The organism is Variovorax sp. GW822-FHT04E09 (assembly GCF_058800845.1).
This window is the reverse complement of the sequence record NZ_JBXAMR010000001.1, coordinates 1,371,743-1,396,867: the sequence shown is the minus strand read 5'-3', so window position 1 is coordinate 1,396,867 and position 25,125 is coordinate 1,371,743. Positions and strand designations below refer to the sequence as shown.

General features: G+C 68.6%; 27 protein-coding genes and 1 riboswitch. Of the genes, 9 read left to right on the top strand and 18 right to left on the bottom strand.

Going from position 1 to position 25,125, the window contains the following annotated elements:
* Positions 1-52: 52 nt before the first annotated feature.
* Entirely contained in the window at positions 53-343 is a 291-nt protein-coding gene (locus AC1RL8_RS06460) for a YMGG-like glycine zipper-containing protein (RefSeq protein ID WP_223301444.1), read from the bottom strand.
* A gap of 129 nt (positions 344-472) precedes the next feature.
* A complete protein-coding gene (locus AC1RL8_RS06455; RefSeq protein ID WP_070063064.1) occupies positions 473-901 on the bottom strand; it encodes a helix-turn-helix domain-containing protein in 429 nt (142 codons plus the stop codon).
* An 84-nt stretch (positions 902-985) separates the two neighbouring features.
* Here AC1RL8_RS06455 and AC1RL8_RS06450 point away from each other — a divergent pair, with 84 nt between their 5' ends.
* On the top strand, positions 986-1,855 hold the full coding sequence (locus AC1RL8_RS06450) for a class I SAM-dependent methyltransferase (RefSeq protein ID WP_492684263.1): 870 nt from the start codon (positions 986-988) through the stop codon (positions 1,853-1,855).
* On the top strand, positions 1,848-2,348 hold the full coding sequence (locus AC1RL8_RS06445) for a DUF2938 domain-containing protein (protein WP_492684262.1): 501 nt from the start codon (positions 1,848-1,850) through the stop codon (positions 2,346-2,348). The genes AC1RL8_RS06450 and AC1RL8_RS06445 overlap by 8 nt, the downstream gene beginning before the upstream one ends.
* 1 nt (position 2,349) lies before the next feature.
* Here the strand turns inward: AC1RL8_RS06445 and AC1RL8_RS06440 are convergent, their stop codons facing one another.
* Both AC1RL8_RS06440 and tsaE read right to left on the bottom strand, forming a co-directional pair.
* A complete protein-coding gene (locus AC1RL8_RS06440) occupies positions 2,350-3,855 on the bottom strand; it encodes an N-acetylmuramoyl-L-alanine amidase (RefSeq protein WP_492684261.1) in 1,506 nt (501 codons plus the stop codon).
* On the bottom strand, positions 3,852-4,346 hold the full coding sequence (tsaE, locus tag AC1RL8_RS06435; RefSeq protein WP_492684260.1) for a tRNA (adenosine(37)-N6)-threonylcarbamoyltransferase complex ATPase subunit type 1 TsaE: 495 nt from the start codon (positions 4,344-4,346) through the stop codon (positions 3,852-3,854). Before tsaE ends, AC1RL8_RS06440 begins: the two co-directional genes overlap by 4 nt.
* Here tsaE and queG point away from each other — a divergent pair.
* Positions 4,332-5,414 carry a tRNA epoxyqueuosine(34) reductase QueG gene (gene queG, locus AC1RL8_RS06430; RefSeq protein WP_062473511.1) on the top strand — a complete coding sequence of 361 codons (1,083 nt, stop codon included), beginning with the start codon at positions 4,332-4,334 and terminating at the stop codon, positions 5,412-5,414. The genes tsaE and queG overlap by 15 nt on opposite strands.
* Here queG and arsC read toward each other — a convergent pair.
* From arsC to AC1RL8_RS06380, 10 genes are all read right to left on the bottom strand, one after another.
* On the bottom strand, positions 5,411-5,791 hold the full coding sequence (gene arsC, locus AC1RL8_RS06425; protein WP_062473487.1) for an arsenate reductase (glutaredoxin): 381 nt from the start codon (positions 5,789-5,791) through the stop codon (positions 5,411-5,413). The genes queG and arsC overlap by 4 nt on opposite strands.
* Before the next feature lie 31 nt (positions 5,792-5,822).
* Complete coding sequence (locus AC1RL8_RS06420; RefSeq protein ID WP_492684259.1) at positions 5,823-6,524, bottom strand: glutathione S-transferase family protein; 702 nt, start codon at positions 6,522-6,524, stop codon at positions 5,823-5,825.
* Between the two features lie 50 nt (positions 6,525-6,574).
* On the bottom strand, positions 6,575-7,087 hold the full coding sequence (locus AC1RL8_RS06415) for a 6,7-dimethyl-8-ribityllumazine synthase (RefSeq protein WP_492684258.1): 513 nt from the start codon (positions 7,085-7,087) through the stop codon (positions 6,575-6,577).
* A gap of 113 nt (positions 7,088-7,200) precedes the next feature.
* A riboswitch (FMN riboswitch) is annotated at positions 7,201-7,359 on the bottom strand.
* Between the two features lie 98 nt (positions 7,360-7,457).
* Positions 7,458-9,638 carry a TonB-dependent siderophore receptor gene (locus tag AC1RL8_RS06410; protein ID WP_492684257.1) on the bottom strand — a complete coding sequence of 727 codons (2,181 nt, stop codon included), beginning with the start codon at positions 9,636-9,638 and terminating at the stop codon, positions 7,458-7,460.
* 314 nt (positions 9,639-9,952) lie between these two features.
* Positions 9,953-11,047 carry a DNA glycosylase AlkZ-like family protein gene (locus AC1RL8_RS06405; protein ID WP_492684256.1) on the bottom strand — a complete coding sequence of 365 codons (1,095 nt, stop codon included), beginning with the start codon at positions 11,045-11,047 and terminating at the stop codon, positions 9,953-9,955.
* A gap of 48 nt (positions 11,048-11,095) precedes the next feature.
* Positions 11,096-11,974, bottom strand: a complete 879-nt coding sequence (locus AC1RL8_RS06400; protein WP_492684861.1) for a sugar phosphate isomerase/epimerase family protein — start codon at positions 11,972-11,974, stop codon at positions 11,096-11,098.
* Positions 11,975-11,982: 8 nt separating this feature from the next.
* A complete protein-coding gene (locus AC1RL8_RS06395; protein ID WP_492684255.1) occupies positions 11,983-13,170 on the bottom strand; it encodes a dihydrodipicolinate synthase family protein in 1,188 nt (395 codons plus the stop codon).
* Between the two features lie 16 nt (positions 13,171-13,186).
* Positions 13,187-14,362 carry a Gfo/Idh/MocA family protein gene (locus AC1RL8_RS06390; RefSeq protein ID WP_369629435.1) on the bottom strand — a complete coding sequence of 392 codons (1,176 nt, stop codon included), beginning with the start codon at positions 14,360-14,362 and terminating at the stop codon, positions 13,187-13,189.
* Positions 14,363-14,492: 130 nt separating this feature from the next.
* Positions 14,493-15,476, bottom strand: a complete 984-nt coding sequence (locus AC1RL8_RS06385) for a tripartite tricarboxylate transporter substrate binding protein (RefSeq protein WP_492684254.1) — start codon at positions 15,474-15,476, stop codon at positions 14,493-14,495.
* A 155-nt stretch (positions 15,477-15,631) separates the two neighbouring features.
* Entirely contained in the window at positions 15,632-16,288 is a 657-nt protein-coding gene (locus AC1RL8_RS06380) for a TetR/AcrR family transcriptional regulator (protein ID WP_095946946.1), read from the bottom strand.
* A 95-nt stretch (positions 16,289-16,383) separates the two neighbouring features.
* On the opposite strand from AC1RL8_RS06380, the gene AC1RL8_RS06375 reads away from it, so the two are divergent.
* Positions 16,384-18,108, top strand: coding sequence for a thiamine pyrophosphate-binding protein (locus tag AC1RL8_RS06375; protein ID WP_492684253.1), 1,725 nt, complete (start codon positions 16,384-16,386; stop codon positions 18,106-18,108).
* Here AC1RL8_RS06375 and AC1RL8_RS06370 read toward each other — a convergent pair.
* Positions 18,074-18,367: a hypothetical protein gene (locus tag AC1RL8_RS06370; RefSeq protein WP_492684252.1), complete on the bottom strand. Its 294-nt coding sequence runs from the start codon at positions 18,365-18,367 to the stop codon at positions 18,074-18,076. The two genes, AC1RL8_RS06375 and AC1RL8_RS06370, sit on opposite strands and share 35 nt — an antisense overlap.
* A 94-nt stretch (positions 18,368-18,461) precedes the next feature.
* Here AC1RL8_RS06370 and AC1RL8_RS06365 point away from each other — a divergent pair, with 94 nt between their 5' ends.
* Entirely contained in the window at positions 18,462-19,241 is a 780-nt protein-coding gene (locus AC1RL8_RS06365; RefSeq protein ID WP_492684251.1) for a helix-turn-helix domain-containing protein, read from the top strand.
* 40 nt (positions 19,242-19,281) lie between these two features.
* Here AC1RL8_RS06365 and AC1RL8_RS06360 read toward each other — a convergent pair whose 3' ends face one another.
* Both AC1RL8_RS06360 and AC1RL8_RS06355 read right to left on the bottom strand, forming a co-directional pair.
* On the bottom strand, positions 19,282-19,725 hold the full coding sequence (locus tag AC1RL8_RS06360; protein WP_062473465.1) for an SWIB/MDM2 domain-containing protein: 444 nt from the start codon (positions 19,723-19,725) through the stop codon (positions 19,282-19,284).
* 155 nt (positions 19,726-19,880) lie between these two features.
* The gene (locus tag AC1RL8_RS06355) at positions 19,881-20,810 is read right to left on the bottom strand and encodes a DMT family transporter (protein WP_492684250.1); all 930 of its coding nucleotides are present in this window, start codon (positions 20,808-20,810) and stop codon (positions 19,881-19,883) included.
* A gap of 35 nt (positions 20,811-20,845) precedes the next feature.
* Between AC1RL8_RS06355 and AC1RL8_RS06350 the strand changes: the two genes are divergently transcribed.
* Entirely contained in the window at positions 20,846-21,268 is a 423-nt protein-coding gene (locus tag AC1RL8_RS06350; RefSeq protein WP_492684249.1) for a gamma-glutamylcyclotransferase family protein, read from the top strand.
* Between the two features lie 205 nt (positions 21,269-21,473).
* Positions 21,474-22,805, top strand: a complete 1,332-nt coding sequence (gene aceA / locus AC1RL8_RS06345) for an isocitrate lyase (RefSeq protein WP_492684248.1) — start codon at positions 21,474-21,476, stop codon at positions 22,803-22,805.
* Between the two features lie 99 nt (positions 22,806-22,904).
* Here aceA and AC1RL8_RS06340 read toward each other — a convergent pair whose 3' ends face one another.
* Positions 22,905-23,873 (bottom strand): GlxA family transcriptional regulator, encoded by a 969-nt coding sequence (locus tag AC1RL8_RS06340; protein ID WP_307589126.1) that lies wholly within the window; start codon positions 23,871-23,873, stop codon positions 22,905-22,907.
* 121 nt (positions 23,874-23,994) lie between these two features.
* Here AC1RL8_RS06340 and AC1RL8_RS06335 point away from each other — a divergent pair, with 121 nt between their 5' ends.
* Positions 23,995-24,309, top strand: a complete 315-nt coding sequence (locus AC1RL8_RS06335) for a putative quinol monooxygenase (RefSeq protein WP_492684247.1) — start codon at positions 23,995-23,997, stop codon at positions 24,307-24,309.
* A gap of 17 nt (positions 24,310-24,326) precedes the next feature.
* Positions 24,327-25,124, top strand: a complete 798-nt coding sequence (locus tag AC1RL8_RS06330) for a thioesterase family protein (RefSeq protein WP_492684246.1) — start codon at positions 24,327-24,329, stop codon at positions 25,122-25,124.
* The last annotated feature ends 1 nt before the right edge of the window (position 25,125 follow it).

The window sequence follows — 25,125 nt, the reverse complement described above, 5'->3', positions numbered from 1 at the left end:
GAAAAAAACGCGCCGGAGGGCGCGTTTTTTCGTTGAGGGTTGGAAGGATCAATCAGTAGCGCGGCCCGTTGTCCGGGTAGTAGCCACTGCCGCGCGGGTAGCGTTGCTGGTTGTAGTAGTTGCGCTCGTCGACGTTGCGGCCCACCTGGTTGCCGATGATGCCGCCGATGGCCGCGCCGCCGAGCGTGCTGCCCGTGTTGCCGCCGATCGCATGGCCCACCGCTGCGCCGCCGAGTGCGCCAATGCCGGTGCCGAGGTTCTGGTTCGGACCGCTCGCACAACCTGCCAGCGTCATGACCGAAGTGGCAGCTGCAGCGGCGATCCAGAGACGTGTCTTCAACATGAGGTCCACCTTTCGAGAGTGATGGCTCATCATGGTCAAAAGTATGCATTTCGCGGTGTAGGAGCCTGCCGCGCTTGCCTGTGCGCAGGGGCGCGTGTTGCGGAACGCAACGCCTGAAAGCACGTGTGGCTAGGGGGTTCGCGGCTTCGGCGTCTTCTTCTTCGGGGCTTCCAGCGCGCCCGACGACGCGGCCCGCAGGATGCGGCGGAAGGTGGGGCATTCCATGTGGCTGGGCGCGGGGCAGACCGCCGCATGCCGCAGGCCGTCGCGCATCGCCGTGAGCTGGCGGATCGTGCGATCGAGGTCCTGCGCCTTGTCCGCGAGCACCTGCCGGTCGATGCGCGGCTTGCCTTCGGGCGAGAACATGTGGCCGATTTCCTCCAGCGAGAAACCGGCGGCGCGCCCCAGCGCGATGAGCGCCAGCCGCTCCAGCACCTCGGGCGCGAACACGCGGCGCAGGCCGTGCCGGCCGGTCGAGGCGATCAGCCCTTTTTCTTCATAGAAGCGCAGCGTCGAGGCGGGAACGCCGGCGCGTTGCGCGACTTCCGAAATGTCCATGTGCCGGCCCCTCTTGACTTCAAGTCGACTTGAATTGGCACAGTCTAGCCTTCGCCGCTTGAAGGCACCTGAAGGAAAACGATCATGGACGACACATCTCCCGCCAATGCTGAACAGGCCGCCCTGTGGAACGGCCACGCCGGCAGCGCCTGGGTCCGGACGCAGGCCGTGCTCGACGCGATGTTCCAGCCGCTCGAAGCGCGGTTGAGCGACGCGGTGCGCGCCGTGGGCGCCCACCGCGTGCTCGACGTGGGTTGCGGCACCGGCCGCACGACGCTCGCCGTGGCGCGGCAACTCGGCCCGACCGGGCAGTGCCTCGGCGTCGATATCTCGGCGCCGATGATCGAGGCGGCGAAGGCCCGCGCGGCGCGCGAGGTGCTTCCATCGGCCCGCTTCGTCTGCGCCGACGTGCAGGGCCACGCCTTCGAGCCCGCCGCGTTCGACACGGTGATCTCGCGCCTGGGCGTGATGTTCTTCGACGACCCGGTGCGGGCCTTCACGAACCTGCGACGCGCCGCGACCGACGGCGCGGCCCTGCGCTGCATCGCCTGGCGCGGCGGGGCCGACAACCCGTTCATGACCACGGCCGAACGCGCTGCCGCGCCGCTGCTGCCCGGCCTGCCGCCGCGCCAGCCGAACGCACCGGGCCAGTTCGCGTTTGCCGATCGCGCGCGGGTCGCGGGCATCCTCGCGGCGAGCGGATGGGGCGAGGTCGACATCCAGCCCTTCGAGGTCGAGTGCGCGTTCCCCGCGACGGCGCTGGCCGACTACTTCACGCGGCTCGGGCCGGTCGGCCTGGTCTTGCAGGAGGTGGACGCCGCGACGCGCGCGCAGGTCGTCGAGACGCTGCATGCCGCCTTCGCGCCCTATGTGCAGGGCGACGACGTGCGCTTTGTCGCGGCCTGCTGGATGATCGCGGCGCGCGCACCGGGGCAGGAGCGTGGCCATGTCTGAGGCCGTCGAATGCGCGTTGCGCACGCTGTGGATCGGCGCCGGCGCGACCGTGGTGATGGACCTGTGGGCCGTGCTGCGCCAGCGCCTGTTCGGCATTCCCGCGCTGGACTACGCGCTCGTGGGCCGCTGGCTCGTGCACCTGACGCGCGGGCGCTTCTTTCACGACCCCATCGGCAAGTCGCCGCGCGTGGCGGGCGAGGGCGTCATCGGCTGGAGCGCGCACTACCTGCTCGGCATCGGGTTCGCGGCCGTGCTGCTCGCGGGCTGGGGATTGGCATGGGCGCGCCAGCCGACGCTGGTGCCTGCGTTGATCGTCGGCATCGGCACCGTGCTCGTGCCGTTCTGCGTGATGCAGCCGGCGATGGGGGCGGGCTTTGCGGCGCGCCGCACGCCGCGCCCTGCGATGGCGCGGTTCCAGAGCCTGATCACGCACAGCGTCTTCGGCGTCGGTCTTTACCTGGCCGCGTGGGTCGCCCGCGTGGCGGGCTCCTAGCCTAGAGCTGCCGGCTGCGCGCGAGCGGCGGGTTCTGCGCGAAGTAGCGCTGGATGCCGCGCATCAGCGCGTCGGCCAGGTTCTCCTGGTAGTCGGCGCGGCGCAGGTTGGCTTCTTCCTCGGGGTTGCTGATGAAGGCGGTTTCGACCAGCACGCTCGGGATGTCGGGCGCCTTCAGCACCGCGAAGCCGGCCTGCTCGACCTGTGCCTTGTGCAGCCGCGCACCGATGCCCTTGATCTCGCCGAGCATCGCGCCGCCGAGCTTCAGGCTGTCGTTGATCTGCGCGGTGGTGCTCATGTCGAGCAGTGCGCGCTGCACCTGGGCTTCGTGGTTGCCCACGTTCACGCCGCCGACCTTGTCGGCGTCGTTTTCCTTGTTGGCCAGCCAGCGCGCGGCGCTGCTGGAGGCGCCGCTCTGGCTCAGCGCGAACACGCTGGCACCGCGCGCGGCGGGCGTGGTGAAGGCGTCGGCGTGGATGCTCACGAACAGGTCGGCCTGCACGCGCCGCGCCTTCTGCACGCGCACGCCCAGCGGCACGAAGAAGTCGGCGTCGCGCGTGAGAAAGGCGCGCATCGGGCTGCCGTTGACGCTGGCCGCGTTGATGCGCTCGCGCAGGCGGTGCGCCACCTGCAGCACGATGTCTTTCTCGCGCGTGCCGTTCGGGCCGATGGCGCCGGGGTCTTCACCGCCGTGGCCGGGGTCGAGCGCCACGATGATGATGCGGTCGGTGCGGCTGGCCGTGGCGCGCGGCGGCGGGCCGGGCGGCGTCACGGGCCGGGCCGGGGGCGCCGCGGCCACGACGGGCGGCGGTGCCGGCGGCAGCGGCATGCCGCCGGGCGGCAGGGCCGGTGCGGGGCCGGAGGGCGCGGGGCGCGCGGCCTGCTGCGCCATCAGGTCGCCCAGCGGGTCACCGGGCGGCATGGCGGGACGCACGGGCGCGGGGGCCGTCGACGGTGCGGCGGGCGTGGGCGGGGCGGTGGCGACGACAGGGCCGTTGCTGGGGGCGGTGGTGCTGCCGCTGCCGTTCTTGGGCGCATCGCGCAGCCGTTCGGCGATCAGCGCTTCCATCGGGTCGATGGCCTGCTCGGGGTACAGGTCGAGCACCAGCCGGTGCTTGTAGGCGGCCACGGGCGCCAGCGAGAACACCTGCGGGCGCACGGTCTGCTTCAGGTCGAACACGATGCGCACCACCTTCGGTGCGTTCTGCCCGATGCGCAGGCCGTTGATGTACGGGTCGCCGGGCTTGATCTTGCCGACCAGGTCGCGCAGCTCGGTGTTCAGGTCGATGCCCTCGATGTCCACGGCCAGCCGGGGCGGGCTGCCGACCACGAGCTGCTGCGAGTTGAGGCGGGCGTCGGACTCGATGGTCACGCGGGTGTAGTCGGCGGCGGGCCACACGCGCACGGCGAGGATGCTGGCGCCGCGCGCGATCTGGTGCACGCCCAGCATCAGCGCGATGCTGCCGCCCTGCAGCAGCACGCGCCGTTTCAGGCCGGTCGCCTTCATGCGGCCAGGCACGCCAGCAGATCGCTGCCGCGAGGGGTGTTCGCCAAGAGGGTCACGCTGCGGGTGTCGTTGGTCATTGCTTCTATTTTAATAGCTAGGTCGGCAGGTGGGGTGCGCCCCGCGGCGTTTTCCGGCCACTCGGCCAGCTTGAGGCCCGGGCCCGCGAAGATGTCGCGGAAGCCCGCGTCGTCCCATTCGCGCGGGTCGGCGAAACGGTAGAAATCGAAGTGGTAGATGGCCAGCCCGTCGGGCGCCTCGTGCGGCTCGACCACCGCGTAGGTGGGGCTCTTGATGCGCCCGGTGATGCCCAGCGCGCGCAGCAGGTGGCGCACGAAGGTGGTCTTGCCGGCGCCCAGGTCGCCCTGCAGCGCGATGAAAGCGTCGCGCAACGCGGGCGATGCGGCGAGCGCGCGCGCCAGCGCGTCGGTGTCGTCTTCGCCCTGCCAGCGCAGGGTGCGCGTTTCTACAATCGGCAAGTGATCGTCAGCCATCCACTCGTTGCTCGTATTCAGGCCTTGGCCCGGGAACTCGGATTCTCCCAAATCGGAATCGCGGGCGTCGATCTGTCGAGCGCCGAAGACGGTCTGATGCAATGGCTGGCCCATGGGTTCCATGGAGAAATGCAATACATGGCAACGCACGGCACGCGCCGCGCGCGGCCCGCGGAGCTGGTGCCGGGCACGGTGAGCGTGATCACCGCGCGCATGGACTACCTGCCGCGCGACACCGACGCCGAGTGGCAGGCCATCGAGTTCGACCGGCTGCGCCGGCCCGGCGAGGCCATCGTGTCGCTGTACGCGCGGGGCCGCGACTATCACAAGGTGCTGCGCAACCGCCTGGCCAAACTGGCCGAGAAGATCGCCGAAGAGGTCGGCCCCTTCGGCCACCGCGCCTTCACCGATTCGGCGCCGGTGCTCGAGGCCGAGCTGGCCTCGCGCAGTGGCCAGGGCTGGCGCGGCAAGCACACGCTGGTGCTCGACCGCGACGCGGGCTCGATGTTCTTCCTGGGCGAAATCTACGTCGACATGGCGCTGCCGCCGAGCGAGCCCGTCAGCGCGCACTGCGGCAGCTGCAGCGCCTGCATCGACGTGTGCCCGACGCGCGCCATCGTCGCGCCGCAGCGGCTCGATGCGCGCCGCTGCATCTCGTACCTCACGATCGAGCACGCCGGCGCCATTCCGGTGGAACTGCGCCCGCTCATGGCCAACCGCATCTACGGCTGCGACGACTGCCAGCTGATCTGCCCCTGGAACAAGTTCGCGAAGAAGAGCACGCTGCCCGACTTCGACGCGCGCGAGGGGCTCACGGGCCGCACGCTGGCCGAGCTGTTCGCGTGGAGCGAGGAAGACTTCTTGCGCCGCACCGAAGGCAGCCCGATCCGCCGCATCGGCCACGAGCGCTGGCTGCGCAACATCGCGGTGGCGCTGGGCAATGCGGTGCGCTCAGGCGAGGGCGGCGCGAAGGAAGCGCTGGCCACGCGCGCCGGACATCCGAGCGAACTGGTGCGCGAGCATGTCGCGTGGGGGCTGGCGCAGCAGCCCGAAGATCAACCGATTTAAGCGGGAAGAATCTCGCGCACGCGCTCCCAAGGCCGGCACATGAGCGTGCCACGTGGCGACACGACGATGGGCCGTTGCAGCAGGATCGGGTGCTCGACGATCGCGTCGAACAGCTGGTCGTCGGTCAGTTTCTCGTCCGCCAGCTTCAGTTCTTCGTAAGGCGCTTCCTTCGTGCGCAGCAGGTCGCGCGCCGTCAGGCCCATGGCCTTCGCCAGCTCGCGCAGTTTCTTCTTCGAAGGCGGCGTTTCCAGGTAAAGGACGATCTCGGGCTCCACGCCGCTTTCGCGGATCAAGCCCAGCACGTTGCGCGACGTGCTGCAGTTGGGCTTGTGGTAGATCGTCATCGGGTAGGCGGTGGTCGGTGTGCGTGCGGTCATGGCGTCGATTATGAGAAGAGAAGAACGGGCCTCAGCTTGTCTCTTCGTCCGCATCCATCGAGAACGGAAAGCGCGCCGCCCAGAACGCCGCCAGCCGCGGGTCGGCGTCCACGCGCCGCACCACGCGCGCCATGCGCGGCGCCACGCGGTAGAAGCGCCGGCGGGTCGGCGTCCAGCGCGACACCACGGTCACGTACAGGTCGAGCATGCTGAGCTTGTCGCCGAGCAGGTAGGGCGCGGGTTCGTCGATCTGCGCGTCCATGAGGTGCCAGCAGTGCGCGATGCGCGCGGCCGTGCGCTCGAGCACCACGGCCTGCGCGGCGGCATCGGCCGCGAGACGCGACGGCTCGTCGCGCACCCAGAACATCGAATAGATCGAGGCCGGCAGGTAGACCATCCAGCGCAGGTACTGCGCGCGGCGCGGGTCGCCGGGCGCGGGGCAGAGCCCGGCCTCGGGGTAGCGGTCGCCCAGCCAGATGAGGATGGCCGCGCTCTCGGTCATGACTTCGCCCGAGGGCAGCACGAGCGCGGGCACCTGCTGCATCGGGTTGACGTCGGTCAGCCGCTCGCGTTCGGACTCGCCTTTCCAGGGGGCGATGTCGATCGTGTCGACCTGCGCGCCGATCAGCGTCAGCGCGGCGTGGATGGGCGTGGCGCCCGAGCCGGGCGCCCCATAGAGGGTGTAGCGGTCGGCTGCTGCTGCTGCGACCGCCGGGGCGGATGGAGAGGCCATCCGCGCAGGTTACTGCAGGCGTGCGCCTCTTGCCAACCCGCTCAGGCGGCTCAGGCGGCCAGCAGCGCGTCGACCTTGTCCAGCGCCTCGAGCGTCTTGAAGCAGGCCTCGGCCACTTCCGTGCCCTTGATTGCGAAGTGGCGGTGGAAGTACTTGCGGTGCTCCACGTGCTCGTGGAAGTGGTGCGGCGTGAGCACGGCCGAGAAGATCGGCACGTCGGTCTCCAGCTGCAGCGACATCAGCGTGCTGACGACGGTGTTGGCGACGAACTCGTGGCGGTAGATGCCGCCGTCCACCACCAGCGCGCAGCCGATGATGGCCGCGTACTTGCCCGAGTTGGCCAGGCGCTTGGCGTGCAGCGGAATCTCGAAGGCGCCGGGCACATCGAAGATGTCGATGAGCTCACGCGCCACGCCGAGCCGCGCCATCTCTTCGAGAAAGGCGTCGCGTGCCTGGTGGACGATGTCGGCATGCCATTGCGCCTCGACGAATGCGATGCGCTGGCCGCGCGGCGAACCCGACGCGGTGACGGCAGAAAGGGGAAGGTCGTTGATCTGACTCATGGTGTGCCTCTTGAAAGCAGGTTTCCTGAATCAGGGCGCACGAAACCACAGGCCCGCTCGCGCGCCGGTTTGCCCAAAAAGAGCAAAGCAAGGCGCGCGGGCATGCCCGCATTTCGCGCTCTCTTTCATCCGGACTGTGACCGTCGGCTTCGGAATCGCACCGAAATCTGCTGACCCTCGAACCTGTGGCAGGTCCGAGGCGCTCGCGGGCTTGTGCAACTTTCGTTGCCATCACCGCCGGTGGGGAATTGCACCCCGCCCTGAGAACGCTTGCCGTCCGGCGAACCGGACGACGGCGCGATTCTAGAAGCCCCGTGCAGCGCGGGGTTGTCACCCGCGCGCCAGACCTTCGCCCGCGCGGGGATTTTCTTCAGAAGCGGTACGTGGCGCTCGCGGTCAGGGTACGGCGCTGGCCGTAGAAGCAGTCGCCGCGCGCCAGGCAGGTGGTGATCTGCACCTTGTCGGTCAGGTTGGCCACGTTGAGCGCCAGGCGCAGCGGGCCGTTGTCCCACGCGAACATCGCGTCGAACAGCGTGACCGCGGGCACGGGGTTGTTGTCCATGCCGTCGTACGACTTGCCCAGGTAGCGCACGCCGCCGCCGGCCGAGAAGCCGTGCAGGCCGCCGATCGAGAAGCGCTTCGTCACCCAGGCCGAGGCCGTGTGCTTGGGCACGCCCGAGATGCGCTTGCCCAGGTCGGAGCCGTTGCTCTTCGACACGCGCGCGTCGGTGTAGGCGTACGAGGCGATCCAGTCCCAGTCGCGCGCGATGCTGCCCTTGTACTCGAGCTCCAGGCCCTTCACGTGCACTTCGCCGAGCTGCACGCTGTTGAGCGGGTTGGTGGGGTCGGTGGTCTTGCGGTTGGTGTCGCGCAGGTCGTACACCGCCGCCATGAACGAGGTGCGCTGGCCCGCGGGCTCCCACTTCACGCCGGCTTCCCACTGCTTGCCGCGCTGGGGCTTGAAGGGGTTGTTCGACGTGTCGACGCCGCCCAGCGGCAGGAACGATTCGGCATAGCTCAGGTACGGCGCCCAGCCGCCGTCGGCCAGGTAGACCAGCCCGGCGCGCTTGGTGGTGGCCTTGTCGTCGGCCGCCGCGGCGGGGCGGCCTTCGGTGTCGGTGGTGGCCTTGTCGTGGCGCAGGCCCAGCAGGCCGATCCAGCGGCCGTACTTGACCTGGTCCTGCACGTACAGGCCCGCCTGCTTCTGCACCACTTCGGGCGCGCGCGTGTAGCTGGTGGGGGCCGTGTAGTTGCCGTACACCGGCGCGTACACGTCGAGCGCGCCCGCACGGCCGCGGCCCGAGAGTTTGGAGGTGGTGTTGCGCTGGAAGTCGGCGCCCAGCAGCAGCGTGTGCTCGACCTCGCCGGTCTTGAAGTGCGCCTCGGCCTGGTTGTCGAGCAGCAGCATCTTGCCGCCGTTGATGTCGCTGCTCAGGTCGCGCTCGATGGTGCGCTGGTCGGCGTTGAACACCGGGCGCGCCGGACGGCCCGTGAGGCGGTTGGCCGTGAAGCTGGTGTACGAGGTGTTGTACCAGACCTTGCTCTCGGTCGAGCGCAGGTTCTGGCGCACCGTCCAGGTGTCGTTGAGGCGGTGGCTGAACAGGTAGCCCAGCGAGGTGCTGCGCGTGTCGAAGCGGTCGAAGCCCGGCTCGCCGGTGAAGGTCGAGGTCGGGATGCGGCCGTACAGCGAGGGCAGCAGCGTGCCCTGCCACGGGAAGAAGCCGATCAGCGAGCCGCTCTTGTCCTTCTGGTAGGACGCCTGCAGCGTGAGCGAGGTGTCGGCGTTCGGACGCCAGGTGAGCGAGGGCGCGATCGCGATGCGGTCGTCCGACACGTGGTCGACCTGCGTGCCGCTGTCGCGGTTCACGGCCACGAGGCGGTACATCCACTTGCTCTCGGGGTCGAGCGAGCCGGTGAAATCGGCGGCGATCTGCTTGCGCGCGTTGTTGCCCAGTTGCAGCTGCACCTCGCGCTGCGTCTCGGCCTGCGGACGCTTCGACACGAGGTTGAGCACGCCGCCGATGCCGCCCTGGCCGTACAGCACCGACGAGGGGCCGCGCAGCAGCTCCACGCGCTCCAGCATGTACGGGTCGGGCCGGCTGGCGTTGTAGGTGCCGTAAGTGCGCTGCAGGCCGTCGAGGTACTGCACGGCGTCGCCGCCGCGGGCCTTGAACGAATCCACGCGGCTGTCGAAGTAGCTCGACACCACGCCGGCCGTGTAGTTGGTGGTCTCGCGCAGGGTGAGCGCGCCCTGGGCTTCGATCTGGTCGCGCGTGACGACCGAGATGGCCTGCGGCGTCTCGATCAGCGGCGTGTCGGTCTTGGTGGCGGTGCTGCCGCGCCTGGCGACGAAGCCCGTCACGGGGCCGGTGGCGGTCTCGCCGGCATCGCCCGAGACGGTCACGGTGGGCAGCGCCTGCCGCGCTTCGGCAGCGGCGGTTTCTTGCGCGTGGGCATGTGCGCTGGCGGCGAGCGCCACGGCGGTGATCGCGAGCGTGGCATAGCCCCGCCGCGTGCGCGGCGTTCCGGGGCGGCGATTCTTGAGTGTCATGTGCAGCTTCTCCTGTGTCCTGCGTCGGATGTGTCTAGGGCGGGGGAGTGGCTGCGGCGCGGTCAGGCGCGCCATGGCTTCTCGGGTGCGATCGAAAAAAACGGAAACGAACGAGCGCGTGCCGTGGCGCATTCCGAAAGGAAAGCGCATCCGGCTGGTGTTGTGTGTCTACGGCGTCGTGGGGGCAGTGGCCGGGGGCGACGACGGGATGTGTCGTCGCTCGGGCTGCTGCGTCTTCGTTCCTTCGAAGACGGCTGGCGGGCTCGCGGCGGGCGCGGGCGGCTGGCTGAGGCGCGCGATTATAAAAGGCCGCGTCAGCGGCCTGCGAGGAACTGCGTCATGCGGTGCAGTTCCTCATCGAGGCCCGCGCGGAAGGCCGCGCCGTGCGGCTTCTTCGCGTCGGCATAACCGAAGGCCGGCTGGAGGCGGCCTTCGGGCGCACTCACGTTGGCCCAGCCGATCACGCGGTCGTGCCACAGCATCGGCAGCGCGTAGTAGCCGAACTGCCGTTTCGGCGCGGGCGTGTAGGCCTCGAACTTGTACGTCCAGCCCCACAGCAGCTCGAAGCGGCGGCGGTCCCACACCACCGGGTCGAAGGGCGCGAGCAGTCGCACCGCATCGTCGGGCGCATGGCGGCGCGAGGCGGGGTTCTCGTCGGCGGGCCAGTACCACGTCGTGCCGTCGATGCGGCAACTGGCCAGCTCCTCGCGCGCCAGCCGCAGCGCCGCCTGGGTCTGCGCGGCCAGGTGCGGCGCGCCATAGCCGAGCAGGCGCACGAGGTACGTCAGGCTCGTGGCCGGCAGCGGCGCGTACTTGCGCACCACCAGTTCGATGAGCGCCGCCGCACGCTGCGCGCGCCCGGCGGGGCTGTCGTCGGCGGGCGGATGGCTCACCGCTTCGTAGACCCGCGTGCCGCTGTCGCGCCGCACCACGCGCAGCAGGCCGCGGTAATGCATGCCGTCGAGCAGGTGCGTGGTGGCGTTGCTGGAACCGCCCCAGTAGTTCTGGATGCGGCCGTGCGCAAAGTGCTGCTCGACCTGGCGCGGATGCACCGGCCCGTGTTCGCGCACATAGGCCAGCACGTCGGCAGCCTTGCGGCGCGTGTCGGCGTCCCAGGCTTTCTTGGCCTCGCGCGGATGCATCAGCGCCAGGTGTTCGCGCGGCAGGAAGCCGTAGTTGACGAAGCAGTCTTCCTCGATCGCGAGCCGCGCGTAGCGGCTTTCGAGATCGCCTGCGCGGTAGTCCTTCACGCGGTGGCGCAGCGTGAGGTCTTGCGCACGCGCGGGCGCGCGGATCGGGTCGGCCTGCACGAAGCCGAGCTTGCGGATGGCGGCGGGGAGCGTCGTCGGCGTGAAGAGGGTGCGCGCGACGGCGTAGCGGCGCAGGTCGTCGAGGGTCGGGTCAGCCATGGGGCGGATTGCAGCACAAGCGGCTGCCTTTCGCTTCGGCCGGATCGATCAGACCGCGCTGCGGTGTCGCTCGATGCAGACGTCGAGCGTCTCGGCGCCGGGGCGCTGCCACCAGTCCAGGTTCGAGAAGATCTCGACCTCGCTGAAACCCGCAAAGCCTGCATCCTCGACCCAGCCGCGGATATTCTTCAGCTCGACCACGCCATCACCCATCATCCCGCGATCGGAGAGCAGGTCGCGCGTCGGCGTGAGCCAGTCGCAGACGTGGTACGCCAGCAGCCGTTCGCGGCCGGCGCGGGCGATCTGCTGCTGCAACTTCGGGTCCCACCACACGTGATAGATGTCGAGCGCCACGCCGAGCATGCCGGTCTTGCCCGCATCGAGTTCGTCGCACAGGTCGAGCGCATGCTCGAGCGTGTTGATGCACGCGCGGTCGGCCGCCTGCATCGGGTGCAGGGGTTCGATGGCCAGTGGCATGCCGACCTCGCGCGCGTAGTCGAGCGATGCAGCGATGCCGTCGCGCACCTCGCTGCGCGCGCGGGCGATGTCCTTGTATGCGGCCTTGCCATCGAGCGCGCCGGGCAGGGCGCCGACCACGAGCACGAGGCAAGGCGCATCGAGCGTCTTCGCCTCGTCGATGGCGCGGCGGTTGTCGTCGAGTGCGGCCTTCAGGCCGGCCGCGTCGGGCGCCGGAAAGAAGCCGCCCCGGCAGTAGCCCGAGAGGCCGATGCCGTGCGCCTTCAACTGCCTGGCCACCTTGTCGAGCCCGACGGCCGCAACCTGGTCTCGCCATGGACTGATGGCGCGGATGCCGCGTTCGGCGCACTGGTCGATGAGGCGGTCCAGCGGCACCTCGGCGCCCGATTGCTTGCGGATGGTCGCCGTGTTGATCGACAGCCAGTCGTGGTTCTGCGAGAAATCGCGCATGGTCGCCATCAGCCTTCCACGCCGTGCAGCGCCAGCAGCGTCTTCATGCGCCGCACCGCGAGTTCCGGCTGCTCCAGCAGGTTGGCTGCATCCGCGAGACGGAACAGCTCCGCGAAGTGCTGCAGCGAGCGCGTGCTCTGCTGCCCGCCCACCATCGTGAAGTGCTTCTGGTGGCCGTTGAGCCAGGCCATGAAGACCACACCCGTCTTGTAGAAGCGCGTGGGCGCCGCGAAGATGTGGCGCGACAGCGGCACCGTGGGGCCGAGGATCGCGTGGAACTTCTCGGTGTTGCCTTGCGCGAGTGCGCCGAGCGCGGCACTGGCCGCAGGCGCGATGGCGTCGAAGATGCCCAGCAGCGCATCGCTCTTGCCATGCGTCGGCTCGCTGCCGAAGTCGTCGCCGGCGATCAGTTCGGCGTAGTTGAAGTCGTCGCCCGTGTACATGCGCACACCCTTCGGCAGGCGGCGGCGCATCGCGATTTCCTTGTCCTTGTCGAGCAGGGAAATCTTGATGCCATCGACCTTCTCTGGATGCGCCGCGATGATGGCCACGGCGGTGTCCATCGCCGCATCGACATCCTTCGTGCCCCAGTAGCCCGCCAGCGCCGGGTCGAACATGTCGCCCAGCCAGTGCAGCACCACGGGCTGCTTCGCCTGGCGCAGGATGCGGTCGTACACGCGCTCGTAGTCGGCGGGGCTCTTCGCCACGCGGGCCAGCGCGCGGCTGGCCATCACGATCAGCTTGCCGCCGAGCGCCTCGATGGCGGCCATCTGTTCTTCGTAGCCGCGGATCACGTCGTCGACGCTCTTCACGTCGTCGATGTTCAGGTGGTCGGTGCCGCAGCCCGAGGCGACGAGCGCGCCGGGCATGTCCTTCGCGGCATCGAGCGAGCGGCGGATCAGCTCGAGCGAGGTGGGCCAGTCGAGGCCCATGCCGCGCTGCGCGGTGTCCATCGCCTCGGCCACGCCCAGGCCCAGCGAGAACAGGTGGCGGCGGTAGGCGATGGTGGTGTCCCAATCGACCGCGCATTGCAGCCACGGGTCGACGGCCGCGAGCGGGTCGGCCACGACGTGGGCGGCGGAATAGGCGATGCGGTTGAACTTCACGCCCGCGTCGGGCTTCACCGGCGCGGTGCCGCGCAGGGCGTAGGGCGCGAGCGCGCCGCTCGCGGTGGGAAGGGTCAGCGACAGGGCCATGGCTTTGTCTTCTTCCTCAGACCTTCAGCGTGGGCACGTCGATCCAGCGGCGCTCCTGCCAGGACGCGAGCGCGGCCTCGACCAGCTGCACGCCCTTGGCGCCTTCGGGCAGCGTCCACTTGTAGGGCGCGTCTTCCACCACGTGGCGAATGAAGTGTTCCCACTGGATCTTGAAGCCGTTGTCGTAGACCTGCGAGTCCGGAATTTCCTGCCACTGGTCGAAGAAGTTCATGGTCTGCTTCTCGTCGGGGTTCCACACCGGGCGCGGCGTGGCCACACGCGACTGGGCACGGCAGCTCGACAGGCCCGCCACGGCCGAGCCGTCGGTGCCGTCGACGTGGAAGGTCACGAGGTCGTCGCGGCGCACGCGCGTGGCCCAGCTCATGTTGAGTTGCGCGATCACCGGCTCGCCGTTGTGGCCCGTGAGTTCGCAGGTGGCGTAGGCCGCGTCGTCGGCGGTGGCCTCGTAGGGCTTGCCGGCTTCGTCCCAGCGCGTGGGGATGTGCGTGGCGCCGATGCACGACACCGACTTCACCTCGCCGAACAGGTTGTCCAGCACGTAGCGCCAGTGGCACATCATGTCCAGGATCATGCCGCCGCCATCTTCCTTGCGGTAGTTCCAGCTCGGGCGCTGGATGGGCTGCAGGTCGCCCTCGAACACCCAGTAGCCGAACTCCAGGCGCACGCTGAGCATGCGGCCGAAAAAGCCCGCGCGGCGCAGCATGTCGAGCTTGCGCAGGCCGGGCAGGAAGAGCTTGTCCTGCACGGCGCCGTGCTTCAGGCCCGTGGCCTTGCCGGCTTCGTCGGCCAGGCGGGCGATCTCGACGGCCTCGTTGAGGTTGGTGGCGATCGGCTTCTCGCAGTACACGTGCTTGCCGGCGCGGATGGCCTTGGCCAGCAGCGTGGGGCGCATCTGCGTGGTGCCGGCGTCGAAGAAGACGGTGTCGTCCTTGTTCGCGAGCGCCTGGTCGAGGTCGGTGCCCCAGCGCGGGATGTTGTGGGCCTTGGCGAGTGCTTCCATCTTCTCGGCGTTGCGGCCGATGAGGATCGGGTCGGGCATGACCTTGTCGCCATTCGACAGCGTGACGCCGCCTTGCGCGCGGATCGCGCAGATGGAGCGGATCAGGTGCTGGTTCATGCCCATGCGTCCGGTGACGCCGTGCATGATGATTCCGAGACGTTGGGTGGCCATCGTGGGTTCCTTGGGGAGATGCAGGGGAAAAGAGAAAGGGGCTTCGATCGGCGTGGCGCGTGGCAACGCCGGGGGCAGGCCGGGCTGCCCCGCGTGCACGACGCGGCGCGAGACCTCGGCGTGTCTGCTGTTACTGCTGGACCGCGAGGCCGGCGGCCTTCACGAGCTGCGCGTTGCTGGTGATCTCGTCCTTGATGTAGGCGTCGAACTGCTCGGGCTTGAGCGTCCAGGCATCGGCGCCCAGCTTGAGGAAACGCTCCTTCACCTCGGGCGTGGCCAGGGCCTTGACCACTTCGTCGTGCAGGCGGTTGACGATGTCGCGCGGGGTCTTGGCGGGCGCCATCATGCCGATCCAGAAGTTGAACTCGGAGCCGGGCACGCCGGCCTCGGTGGTGGTGGGCACGTCGGGCAGGGCGGCGGCGCGCTTGGGCGAGCCCACGGCCAGTGCGAGCAGCTGGCCTTCCTTGATCTGGCCGATGACGGGTGCGATGGGCGAGAAGTAGTAGTCGACGCGACCCGACAGCACTTCCGTCACGGCCTCGCCCGATCCCTTGAAGGGAATGTTGGTGGCATCGATCTTCGCGGCCATCTTGAACTTCTCGGCGTTCAGGTGCGTGGCGCTGCCCTGGCCGGCCGAGGCGAAGTTCATGCTGCCGGGCTTGGCGCGCGCGGCGGCCAGCAGCTGCGGCAGGGTCTTGATGTTCTTGCTGGGCGAGATGACCAGCGCGTTGGGCAGCGACGAGATCGGCGTGACGCCCGCGAAGTCGTGCACCGTGTCGAAGGGCAGCTTGGCGAAGGTCGACGGGCTCACCGTGTGTGACGACGAATGGATCATGACCGTGTAGCCGTCGGGCGCGGCGGTGGCCACCGCCTGCTGGCCGATGGTGCCGCTGGCGCCGCCGCGGTTCTCGATGATCAGTGCCTGGCCCATGCTGGTGCCCATCTTGTCGGCGATGGCGCGGGCAATGATGTCCGTCGTGCTGCCGGCGGCGAAGGGAACGATCACGCGGATCGGCTTGGTGGGGTAGCCGTTCTGCGCGGCCGTCAGGCCCGGCAGCAGGGCGGCCAGGCAGGTCAGCGAGGCCAGGAGGGTGGTGCGTGCAAGTTGCTTCAAGGTTGTCTCCGCGCGGTCGGGCCGCAGTTCTTGAGTCATCAATTCACCAGTGGGTGAATTATTGAATTGTAGGAACGGCTGCGCCGCAGCGTCAACCGACGCTGCTTGGTGAAAACCCGGAGGCGTGGAAAAGGGCGCCTGCAGTGCCCGAAGGCTCAGTGCAGGACGTAGCCCAGCACGAGATCGGTCATGTGCGAGAGGCGTTGCGCCATCGCCTTGGGCGCACGCAGGTCACGCCCGAAGATGGCCGACAGCGTGTGGTTGTTCGAGAGGTAGAAGTAGCACAGCGAGGCGATCGAGATGTACAGCTGCACCGGGTCGACGCCGGCGCGAAAGAGGTTGTCCTTCTTGCCGCGCTCCAGCACGGTGTCAAGCAGCTGCACCAGCGGCGAGTTCATCTCCTGGATGCGGTCGGAGCGCTTCAGGTGCGCCGCGCCGTGCAGGTTCTCGCTATTGAGCAGCGTGATGAACTCGGGATGCTCCAGGTAGTAGTGCCAGGTGAAGGACACCAGCTGGCGGATCGCCTCGACGGGCTCGATCTCGTCCAGGTGCAGGCGCTGCTCGGCGGCGCGGATGTCGGCGTACACGCGCTCCAGCACGGCCAGGAACAGGTCGTCCTTGCTGCCGAAGTAGTAGTAGATGAGGCGCTTGTTCAGGCCTGCGCGCTCGGCGATGCTGTCCATGCGCGCACCGGCCAGGCCGCGTGCGGCGAACTCGTCGCGCGCCGACGCGAGGATGGCCAGCTGCGAGCGGTCGGCGTCGCGCGAGCGCGGCTCGAGCGTTTCGGGCAAAGAGTCCTTGGGGGCCTTCATGACGCGAATTTAACCAATTGGGGAATTAAGACAAGGCGTGGAAGGCAGGCACACATAATCGCCGGAGACATTTGCAACTGAGGTTCGAACTTTCCATGAGTACATCACAACCCGCGGGCCACCTGATCGTCGAGTGCCTGGTCGAACAAGGCATGCAACTCGCCTTCGGCGTGCCGGGCGAGAGCTTCCTGGCGGTGCTCGACGGCTTCCACGCGTACCGCGATCGCGCACGCTTCGTGGTGAACCGGCAGGAGGGCGGCGCGGCCTTCATGGCCGAGGCGCACGGCAAGCTCACGGGGCGCCCGGGCGTGTGCTTTGTGACGCGCGGGCCGGGCGCGACCAATGCCTCGATCGGCGTGCACAACGCGTTCCAGGACTCGACGCCGATGGTGCTGTTCGTGGGCGACGTCGGCAGCGACTTCCGCGACCGCGAGGCCTTCCAGGAGGTGGACTACGCCAGCTTCTTCGGGCCGAGCACCAAGGGTTTCGCCAAGCGCGTGGAGCGCATCGATGACGCCGACCGCATTCCCGAGTACATCGCGCGCGCCTTCGCCACCGCGATGAACGGCCGGCCGGGCCCGGTGGTGCTGGTGCTGCCCGAGGACATGCTGCGCACCGAGACGGCGGCACGGCCGCTGGCGCGCGTGGAGGCGGTCCAGCCGTGGAGCGACCCGGGCGCGCTGCGCACGCTGCGCGAGCTGCTGCTGAAGTCGCAGCGCCCGCTGCTGATCGCCGGCGGTGGCGGCTGGACGCCGCAGGCTGCGCAGGCGCTGCAGCGCTTCGCCGAGAACTGGCGCCTGCCGGTCGCGAACGCCTTCCGCTTCCAGGACACCTTCGACAACCACCACCCGCAGTACGCGGGCGACGTGGGCATCGCGATCAACCCGAAGCTCGCGCAGCACGTGAAGGATGCCGACCTGGTGCTGGCCATCGGCCCGCGCCTGGGCGAGATGACGACGGGCGGCTACACGCTGCTCGAAGCGCCGAAGGCGAAGCAGACGCTGGTCCACATCCATGCGAGCGCCGAGGAGCTGAACCGCGTCTACCAGGCCGACCTGGCGATCAACGCCGGCATGAGCGCCGCGGCGCGCAGCCTCGAGGTGCTGAGCGCGCCGCCCTCGCTGCCATGGGAAGCCTGGACGCAGCAGCTGCACGCGGACTACGAAGCCTGGCTGCAGCCGCAGGCGCTCGCCGGCATGCCGGCCGAGACGCCGCGCGGCGCGGTCGACATGGCGGCCGTGGTGGCGCTGCTGCAGAAGCACCTGCCGGCGGATGCGGCCATCACCAACGGCGCCGGCAACTTCGCGAGCTGGGTGCACCGCTACTTCCGCTACCACGGGCTCGCCAAGGGCGCCAAGACGCAGCTGGCACCCACCAGCGGCGCGATGGGCTACGGCGTGCCGGCGGGCATTGCCGCGAGCATCGCCACCGGGCGCGTGGCCTTCACCATCGCGGGCGACGGCGACTTCCTGATGAACGGGCAGGAGCTGGCCACGGCCTCGCAGCACGGCGGCAAGAGCATCGTCGTGCTGCTCAACAACGGCATGTTCGGCACGATCCGCATGCACCAGGAGCGCGAGTACCCCGAGCGCACCAGCGGCACCGCGCTGCGCAACCCCGACTTCTGCGCCCTGGTGCGCGCCTACGGCTACGCGGCCGAGCGCGTCACCGAGACGGCGCAGTTCGAAGCGGCGCTGCTGCGTGCGCTGGCGGCCGACACGGGCACGCTGATCGAGATCCCGCTCGACCCCGAAGTGATCACCACGCGCGGCACGCTGGCGTCGATCACGCGCGCGGCGAAGCAGCAGGTGCAGGGCTGAGCGTCACGCGATGGCGGGCCACCTCGTCGCGCAGCGCGGGCGAGCGCAGTTCGAAGACGTCGAACAGGCCGAGCGCGTCGAGCGTGGGAATCAGCGCCGCGAGGTCGTCGCGGGCGACGCGGCGTTCGTCGGCCGTGGCGGTCGGGTCTTCGAGCACGCGCGCATTGGCGAGGAAGGCGCCGACCGAGCCCTTGCGCACGGTGTGGCCGTCGATGACGGTGAAGTCCTGTCCGTCGGGAATGATGTCTTGCGCTTTCATGGGGATTCCTTGGTGGAGATGCCTTCGATGCTAGGCAGCGGGGCGGTCCCCGGCTTGTGGCGCGGGGCCAATCGATACCGCGTGCGGGCCAGTCATGGCGGCTGAATCGCCCGCCACGCTCTGGCGCTACGCGCACGAGGCGCCGCGCGTCACGGGCTATCACGCGCACGAGACCGGCCAGCTGTTCGCGCTGCGCGAAGGCCTGCAGGTCATCGAGACGCCCGCGGGGCGCTGGGTGCAGCCGCCGGGATGGATCGGCTGGATCGCGCCGCGCTGCGCCCATGCCGCGCAGAGCTTCGGGGCCACGGCGGGATGGCACCTGCACATCGATGCGTCGGTGGCGCAGGCCTTGCCGGAGGGGCCGCATGTCTTTGCCGCCACGCCGCTGGTGCGGGAGTTGGTGGCGCGGCTGATGTCGCTGGAGTCATCCGACGCACTGCTGGAGCCCCGCCGCGCGCGATTGGTGGGGGTGCTGGTCGACGAGTTGGCGGCCGGCGGGCGCGAGTCGCTGCACCTGCCCATGCCGCAGGACCCACGGCTGGTGGCGATGGCGCGTGCGCTGGCAGACGAACCGGCGCTGCCCGACAGCATCGACGACTGGGCCGATCGCATCGGCATGGCCCGTCGCACGCTCACACGCCGCTTCGCTGCCGAGACCGGTTGGAGCTTCGCGCAGTGGCGCCAGCAAGCGCGTTTGTTGAAGGCGGTGGAGTTGCTGAGCCTGGGCGAGTCGGTGACGGCGGTGGCGTTGACGGTGGGCTACAGCTCGGTGAGCGCCTTCATCGAGGTCTTCCGCAAGCACTTCGGCTGCACGCCCGCGCGCTTCTTCGAGGCGGGCGAGGGCTTGCTGCAGGCGAAAAAAAAGCCCGCATAACGCGGGCTTTTTGACTCAGGAGCACGAGGCCCCCGAACGCTTACTTGACGTGCTTGCCAATCAGCGCAGCCAGTTCGAACATCGAAACTTGGGCCTTGCCGAAGATTTCCTTCAGCTTGGCGTCGGCGTTGATGTTGCGCTTGTTGGCCTTGTCTTGCAGGTTGTTCTTCTTGATGTAGTCCCACAGCTTGCTCACCACAGCGGTGCGCGGCAGAGGCGTCGAACCGACCACAGCGGCCAGTGCCGGGCTGGGGGTCAGGGCCTTCATGAACGCAGCGTTGGGGGTGCGCTTCTTGGCGGGAGCGGCCTTCTTTGCAGGAGCCTTCTTCGCCGGTGCAGCCTTCTTTGCAGGAGCAGCCTTCTTGGCGGGCGCCGCTGCCTTCTTGGCCGGTGCGGCCTTCTTTGCAGGAGCCGCAGCCTTCTTTGCGGGAGCGGCCTTCTTTGCCGGAGCTTTCTTGGCCGGAGCCTTCTTTGCAGTTGCCATGGTTGATTTCCTTTTTTGGTTGAACGTTCACCAATGAAAAACTTGCGTCTCCAGTGGCAATGCGGATGCTAAATGAGAAAAAACGCGTTTCCAAGGGAAAAAGCGCTTTTTTCATTGGGAGCTGTTGTTTTTTCAGAGGGGAGAAGGGACGTTGTTCACGTTCGTCGCCCCGGCCACGTCGCCAGCACCACGCCCACGAGGGCGATCGCGAAGGCAAGCAGCTGCGGCGAAGTGAGGTTTTCCCCGAGCACGAGCACGCCCACGAGGGCCGCGCTGACGGGCAGCAGCACAGTGAAGACACCCGCTTGTGCCGCTGGTACGTGGCGAAGTCCGGTCATCCACAGCCACACGGTCCAGATGCTGGCGGCCAGTGCGTAGGCGACCAGCAGCGCCCAGGTGCCGAAGCGCACGGCGGTGAAGTCGAACTGCAGCGCGAACCAGATGCCGAAGGGCATCGACAGCACGAAGCCCCACAGGTTGATGAGCGACGCGATGCGCTTGGGCCCCAGCTTGCCGGTGAGCGACTTGCCGATCACCGCGTAGGCGGCCTCGCAGAGCACCGCGCAGAACACGAGCAGGTTGCCCAGCCAGGGCATCGACGGCGCACCGGCCGCGCTGCCGGTGGCGGTCGGTGCATGCGTCGGCGTGAACGCGAGCAGGCCGATGCCCAGCGCCGCGCAGGCAATGGCCAGCCCGATGCGCGCCGTGATGCGCTCGCGCAGGAAGAGCCAGCTGGCCACCGCGACCACGGCGGGGATCGACGCCATGATCACGCCCGCCGACACGGCGCTCGTGAGGCTCACGCCGAACAGCATGCAGATCGAGAACAGGAAGTTGCCGAGGAAGGACTCCAGGAAGACGAGCCCGCGCGTGCGTGCGCTCATGGGCGGCTCGTCGGGCGTGGGCTGGAGCCAATGCGGCATGGCGAGCGCCGCGATGCCGAAGCGCAACCAGGCCAGCAGCAGCACCGGGAAGGCGGCCACCAGTGGCTTGGAGAGGGCGACGTAGATGCCGACGAGCGACATGCTCAAGGCCAGGCAGCCGTAGGCCACGAGGCGGCCGGAGGTGGATGCGGCGGGGTTCAATAGACTGGGCGCTGGTTGTTGATCGGATGGATTCGATGATGCCCCACGTTCTTGTCTACGGCACGCTGCGGCGCGGCGGGCGCAACGACATCGCGCGCTACCGGCCGGCGCCGGTGTTCGTCGGCGAGGCCGTCATCGCGGGCACGCTGTACGACCTGGGCGCGTACCCGGGCGTGGTGCTCGGCGGTGCGGGGCGTGTGAAGGGCGAGGTCTACCGCATCGCGCCGGAGGTCGAGCGCGAACTCGACCGGCTTGAGGAAGTGGCCGACGACGATTCGGGCGAGTACATCCGGCGCCGCGTGCGCGTGGCGGTGGGAACGCAATCGATCGACTGCCTGGTCTACGAGATCCATCCGACGCGCATCGCGGGCCGTCGCGTGATCGACGGCGGCGACTGGATCGCGCATGCGGCGGACATCGCGGCGGAAGCGCGTTCGTTTTCACAACCGAAAGAGTGATTCCGCATCGCGAAAACTCGAACTGCTGCGCCGCAATATTTTTTCTCGATATGAGAAAAATAATTTCTCATTGAGAAATATCTCTGTAAGTTGTTGATTTTGTTGGTTCAAAAATATGTCTTCTATAAGACATAAGAGTCCGCAATCGGATTACAGTAACCCCACGGCCGCAACGCCAACCTTCAATCAACCTCACGGAGTGACCATGCCCCAGACCCTGAACGAACAACTGAGCCGCGAACAGCAAATTGCCGCCCTCGAAAAGGACTGGGCCACCAACCCGCGCTGGAAGGGCGTGAAGCGCGGCTACAGCGCAGCCGACGTGGTTCGCCTGCGTGGTTCGCTCCCCATCGAGCACACGCTGGCCAAGCGCGGCGCTGAAAAGCTCTGGGACAAGATCAACGGCGGTGCCAAGAAGGGCTACGTGAACGCCTTCGGCGCGATCTCTGCCGGCCAGGCCATGCAGCAAGCCAAGGCTGGCCTCGAAGCCGTGTACCTGTCGGGCTGGCAAGTCGCCGCCGACGGCAACACCTCGGAAACGATGTACCCCGACCAGTCGCTGTACGCCTACGACTCGGTGCCGACGATGGTCCGTCGCATCAACAACACCTTCAAGCGCGCCGACGAGATCCAGTGGGGCCGCGGCATCAACCCGGGCGACAAGGAGTTCATCGACTACTTCCTGCCGGTCGTGGCCGACGCAGAAGCCGGCTTCGGCGGCGTGCTGAACGCTTTCGAACTGATGAAGAACATGATCGCGTCGGGCGCTGCCGGTGTGCACTTCGAAGACCAGTTGGCCGCCGTCAAGAAGTGCGGCCACATGGGCGGCAAGGTGCTCGTGCCGACGCAGGAAGCCTGCGAGAAGCTGATCTCGGCACGCTTCGCCGCCGACGTCATGGGCGTGTCGACCATCGTTCTGGCTCGCACCGACGCGGAAGCCGCGAACCTGATCACGTCGGACCACGACGCCAACGACAAGCCTTTCCTGACGGGCGAGCGCACGCAAGAAGGCTTCTACCGCGTCAAGAACGGCCTGGAGCAAGCCATCAGCCGCGGCGTCGCCTACGCACCGTATGCCGACCTGGTGTGGTGCGAAACCGGCGTGCCGGACATCGGCTTTGCCCGTGAATTCGCGCAAGCCGTGCACGCCGCCTGCCCCGGCAAGCTGCTGTCGTACAACTGCTCGCCGTCGTTCAACTGGAAGAAGAACCTGGACGACAAGCAGATCGCCTCGTTCCAGGAAGACCTCTCGGCGCTGGGCTACAAGTACCAGTTCATCACGCTGGCCGGCATCCACATCAACTGGTTCAACACCTTCCAGTTCGCCCACGCGTATGCCAACGGCGAAGGCATGAAGCACTACGTGAACATGGTGCAGGAACCCGAGTTCGCCGCACGCGACAAGGGCTACACCTTCGTGTCGCACCAGCAGGAAGTCGGCGCCGGCTACTTCGACGACGTGACCACCGTGATCCAGGGCGGCTCGTCCAGCGTGAAGGCGCTGACCGGTTCGACCGAAGAAGAACAGTTCCACTGAGCTGCCTTCGCTGATCGCTGAGTGACGGCGCGTTGCGCTGTCGCCCCCCAAAGCCCGGCCTCGTGCCGGGCTTTTTCGTGGGCGCCCGACGGGCCAGGCTCAGGTTTCGAGCCGCACCTCGCGCACGCCGCGCCCCAGCCGCTGGCGCAGCAGCGTGCGCAAGGTGACGCCGTCTGCGTAGCCGACCATGCCCGCGATCTGCTCGAGGCTCTTGTTGCTGGTCTTGAGCAGGTGCACGGCGCGTTCGACGCGCAGGTCCTGCACGTACGACAGCGGGCTCTTGCCCAGCACCTGCTGCATGCGCCGGGCCAGCGTGCGCTTGCTGGTGCCCGCGGCCTGCGCCGCTTCGTCGAGCGAGAAACCCTCGGCCAGCCGGCCGCGCGCCCAGCGTTCGAAGCGCTCCACCAGCGGGTCGGCGTGCGAGAGGTGGTCGGAGATCACGTAGGCCGACTGCGAGGGGCGCGAGTCCACGATCAGATAGCGCGCGACCAGCGCCGCGAGTTCGGGGCTGGCCTGGCGCACCAGCCACAGCGCCATGTCGACGTGGCTCAGCGCCGCGCCCGCCGTGACGAGCGGCCCCGAGCTGACCAGCATGCGCGAATCGTCGAGCAGCACCGCCGGATAGCGCTGCCGGAAGAGGGTGGCCAGCCACCAGGTGGTGGTCGCCTTGTGGCCCGCGAGCACGCCGGCTTCCGCCAGCACGAAAGTGCCGATGCACGCGGCGGCGATGCAGCCGCCGTCTTCGGCGCGCGCGCGCAGTGCCGCGCAGGCATCGCGGACGTCGGCGCGTTGCAGGGCGGGCTCCAGCGTCTCGGGCATCTTGCAGCCGAGCGCCGGGACGATGAGCCAGTCGGTGGCGGCGCCGGTGTCGGCCAGCGTGTGCGTCACCGGCACGGTGAAGCCCTGGGCGGTGCGCACGCGCTTGCGGGTGCCCACGATGGTGACGTCGAAAGGTGCCACGTCGAGCTGCAGCATGGCGGCGAGTTCGTTCGCGGTGGTGAAGACATCGAGCACCGTGGCCAGGCCGGAGTCGAACACGCCGTCGAGGGCGAGGACATCGAGTTTCATGGCAATAACGATACCAAAGATGTCAAAAAAGCCAATGGCCCAGAGGGCGGGGCTTGCCTAGAGTCCATGCCAGCGCCGCGCAATCCCGTGCGCCGTTGTTGTCCACCCCAGGAGATGTCCCATGATCAAGTTCGCACTGTTCGCCCGCCTCGAGGCCAAGCCCGGCAAGGAAGCCGCCGTCCAGCAATTCCTCGAGGCCGGCCTGGCCATGGCGCGCGAGGAAAAGACCACGCCGATCTGGTTTGCGCTGCGGCTGTCGCCCAGCACCTTCGGCGTGTTCGATGCGTTCGAGGACGAAGCCGGTCGCCAGGCGCACCTGAGCGGCCCGATTGCCCAGGCCCTGATGGCGCAGGCGCCCGAGCTGTTCGCCGGACCGCCCTCGATCGGGCCGATCGAGGTGCTGGGCCTCAAGAACGTGGCGGCCGCGGCGTCGTGAGCGTGCAGGCGCAGCCCATGACGACGCCCGTCGGCGACCCGGTGTTCGTCAGCGACGGCGAACGCTTCGTGCCCACCGAGGCGGCCATCGGCCCGTGGTCCGCCGATGCCCTGCAGGGCAGCGCGACTGCTGTCTTGCTCGTGCGCGCGCTCCAGGCGCACGAGGTGAGCCGCAGCCGCGAGGTGGCGCGGTTGAGCTTCGATTTCTGGCGCCCGGCAAGCCGGGCACCGATCACGCTCGAATTCACGCTGCTGCGCGACGGCGCCAAGGCGCGCACGGTGGCGTTCGACATGCTCCAGGACGGCAAGTCGGTGTTGCGGTGTACCGCCTTGCTGCTGCGCAGCGGGCAGACGCCCGCGCTGCCGGCCGCCGGCGCCTTCGCCGCCGCGACATTCGCACCGCCGGAAGAGGGCGTGCCCATTCCCGTGACGGCGTCCCGCATGAGCCCGTTCTTTGCCGGCGTGGATGTGCGCATGGCGCGCGGGCAGATCCTCGAGCCCGGCCCGGCCGCCGCATGGTTGCGCCTGGGCCGGCCGCTGGTCGACGCCGAGGCCGCATCGCCGCTGGCCCAGGTGGCCTCGGCGGCCGATCTCGTGGCGGGCATCTCGCAATGGGCCCATCCGGCGCGGCTGGGTTTCGTCAATGCCGACCTGACGATCAACCTGCGGAGGGCGCCGCGCGGCGACTGGGTGCTGGTCGACGCCCTCACGCTTGTGGGCCCGATGGGCACGGGCTATGCCGTCGGGCAGCTGCACGATCGCGACGGGCCGGTCGGGCAGTGCGTTTCCAGCCTCCTGTTCGAGGCGCGCGGCTGAA

Excerpts from the sequence above, each read along its gene's own strand:
- AC1RL8_RS06460 (WP_223301444.1), bottom strand. The coding sequence starts at position 343 with ATGTTGAAGACACGTCTCTGGATCGCCGCTGCAGCTGCCACTTCGGTC.
- AC1RL8_RS06455 (WP_070063064.1), bottom strand. The coding sequence starts at position 901 with ATGGACATTTCGGAAGTCGCGCAACGCGCCGGCGTTCCCGCCTCGACG.
- AC1RL8_RS06450 (WP_492684263.1), top strand. The coding sequence starts at position 986 with ATGGACGACACATCTCCCGCCAATGCTGAACAGGCCGCCCTGTGGAAC.
- AC1RL8_RS06445 (WP_492684262.1), top strand. The coding sequence starts at position 1,848 with ATGTCTGAGGCCGTCGAATGCGCGTTGCGCACGCTGTGGATCGGCGCC.
- AC1RL8_RS06440 (WP_492684261.1), bottom strand. The coding sequence starts at position 3,855 with ATGAAGGCGACCGGCCTGAAACGGCGCGTGCTGCTGCAGGGCGGCAGC.
- tsaE (WP_492684260.1), bottom strand. The coding sequence starts at position 4,346 with ATGGCTGACGATCACTTGCCGATTGTAGAAACGCGCACCCTGCGCTGG.
- arsC (WP_062473487.1), bottom strand. The coding sequence starts at position 5,791 with ATGACCGCACGCACACCGACCACCGCCTACCCGATGACGATCTACCAC.
- AC1RL8_RS06420 (WP_492684259.1), bottom strand. The coding sequence starts at position 6,524 with ATGGCCTCTCCATCCGCCCCGGCGGTCGCAGCAGCAGCAGCCGACCGC.
- AC1RL8_RS06415 (WP_492684258.1), bottom strand. The coding sequence starts at position 7,087 with ATGAGTCAGATCAACGACCTTCCCCTTTCTGCCGTCACCGCGTCGGGT.
- AC1RL8_RS06410 (WP_492684257.1), bottom strand. The coding sequence starts at position 9,638 with ATGACACTCAAGAATCGCCGCCCCGGAACGCCGCGCACGCGGCGGGGC.
- AC1RL8_RS06405 (WP_492684256.1), bottom strand. The coding sequence starts at position 11,047 with ATGGCTGACCCGACCCTCGACGACCTGCGCCGCTACGCCGTCGCGCGC.
- AC1RL8_RS06400 (WP_492684861.1), bottom strand. The coding sequence starts at position 11,974 with ATGCGCGATTTCTCGCAGAACCACGACTGGCTGTCGATCAACACGGCG.
- AC1RL8_RS06395 (WP_492684255.1), bottom strand. The coding sequence starts at position 13,170 with ATGGCCCTGTCGCTGACCCTTCCCACCGCGAGCGGCGCGCTCGCGCCC.
- AC1RL8_RS06390 (WP_369629435.1), bottom strand. The coding sequence starts at position 14,362 with ATGGCCACCCAACGTCTCGGAATCATCATGCACGGCGTCACCGGACGC.
- AC1RL8_RS06380 (WP_095946946.1), bottom strand. The coding sequence starts at position 16,288 with ATGAAGGCCCCCAAGGACTCTTTGCCCGAAACGCTCGAGCCGCGCTCG.
- AC1RL8_RS06375 (WP_492684253.1), top strand. The coding sequence starts at position 16,384 with ATGAGTACATCACAACCCGCGGGCCACCTGATCGTCGAGTGCCTGGTC.
- AC1RL8_RS06370 (WP_492684252.1), bottom strand. The coding sequence starts at position 18,367 with ATGAAAGCGCAAGACATCATTCCCGACGGACAGGACTTCACCGTCATC.
- AC1RL8_RS06365 (WP_492684251.1), top strand. The coding sequence starts at position 18,462 with ATGGCGGCTGAATCGCCCGCCACGCTCTGGCGCTACGCGCACGAGGCG.
- AC1RL8_RS06360 (WP_062473465.1), bottom strand. The coding sequence starts at position 19,725 with ATGGCAACTGCAAAGAAGGCTCCGGCCAAGAAAGCTCCGGCAAAGAAG.
- AC1RL8_RS06350 (WP_492684249.1), top strand. The coding sequence starts at position 20,846 with ATGATGCCCCACGTTCTTGTCTACGGCACGCTGCGGCGCGGCGGGCGC.
- aceA (WP_492684248.1), top strand. The coding sequence starts at position 21,474 with ATGCCCCAGACCCTGAACGAACAACTGAGCCGCGAACAGCAAATTGCC.
- AC1RL8_RS06340 (WP_307589126.1), bottom strand. The coding sequence starts at position 23,873 with ATGAAACTCGATGTCCTCGCCCTCGACGGCGTGTTCGACTCCGGCCTG.
- AC1RL8_RS06335 (WP_492684247.1), top strand. The coding sequence starts at position 23,995 with ATGATCAAGTTCGCACTGTTCGCCCGCCTCGAGGCCAAGCCCGGCAAG.
- AC1RL8_RS06330 (WP_492684246.1), top strand. The coding sequence starts at position 24,327 with ATGACGACGCCCGTCGGCGACCCGGTGTTCGTCAGCGACGGCGAACGC.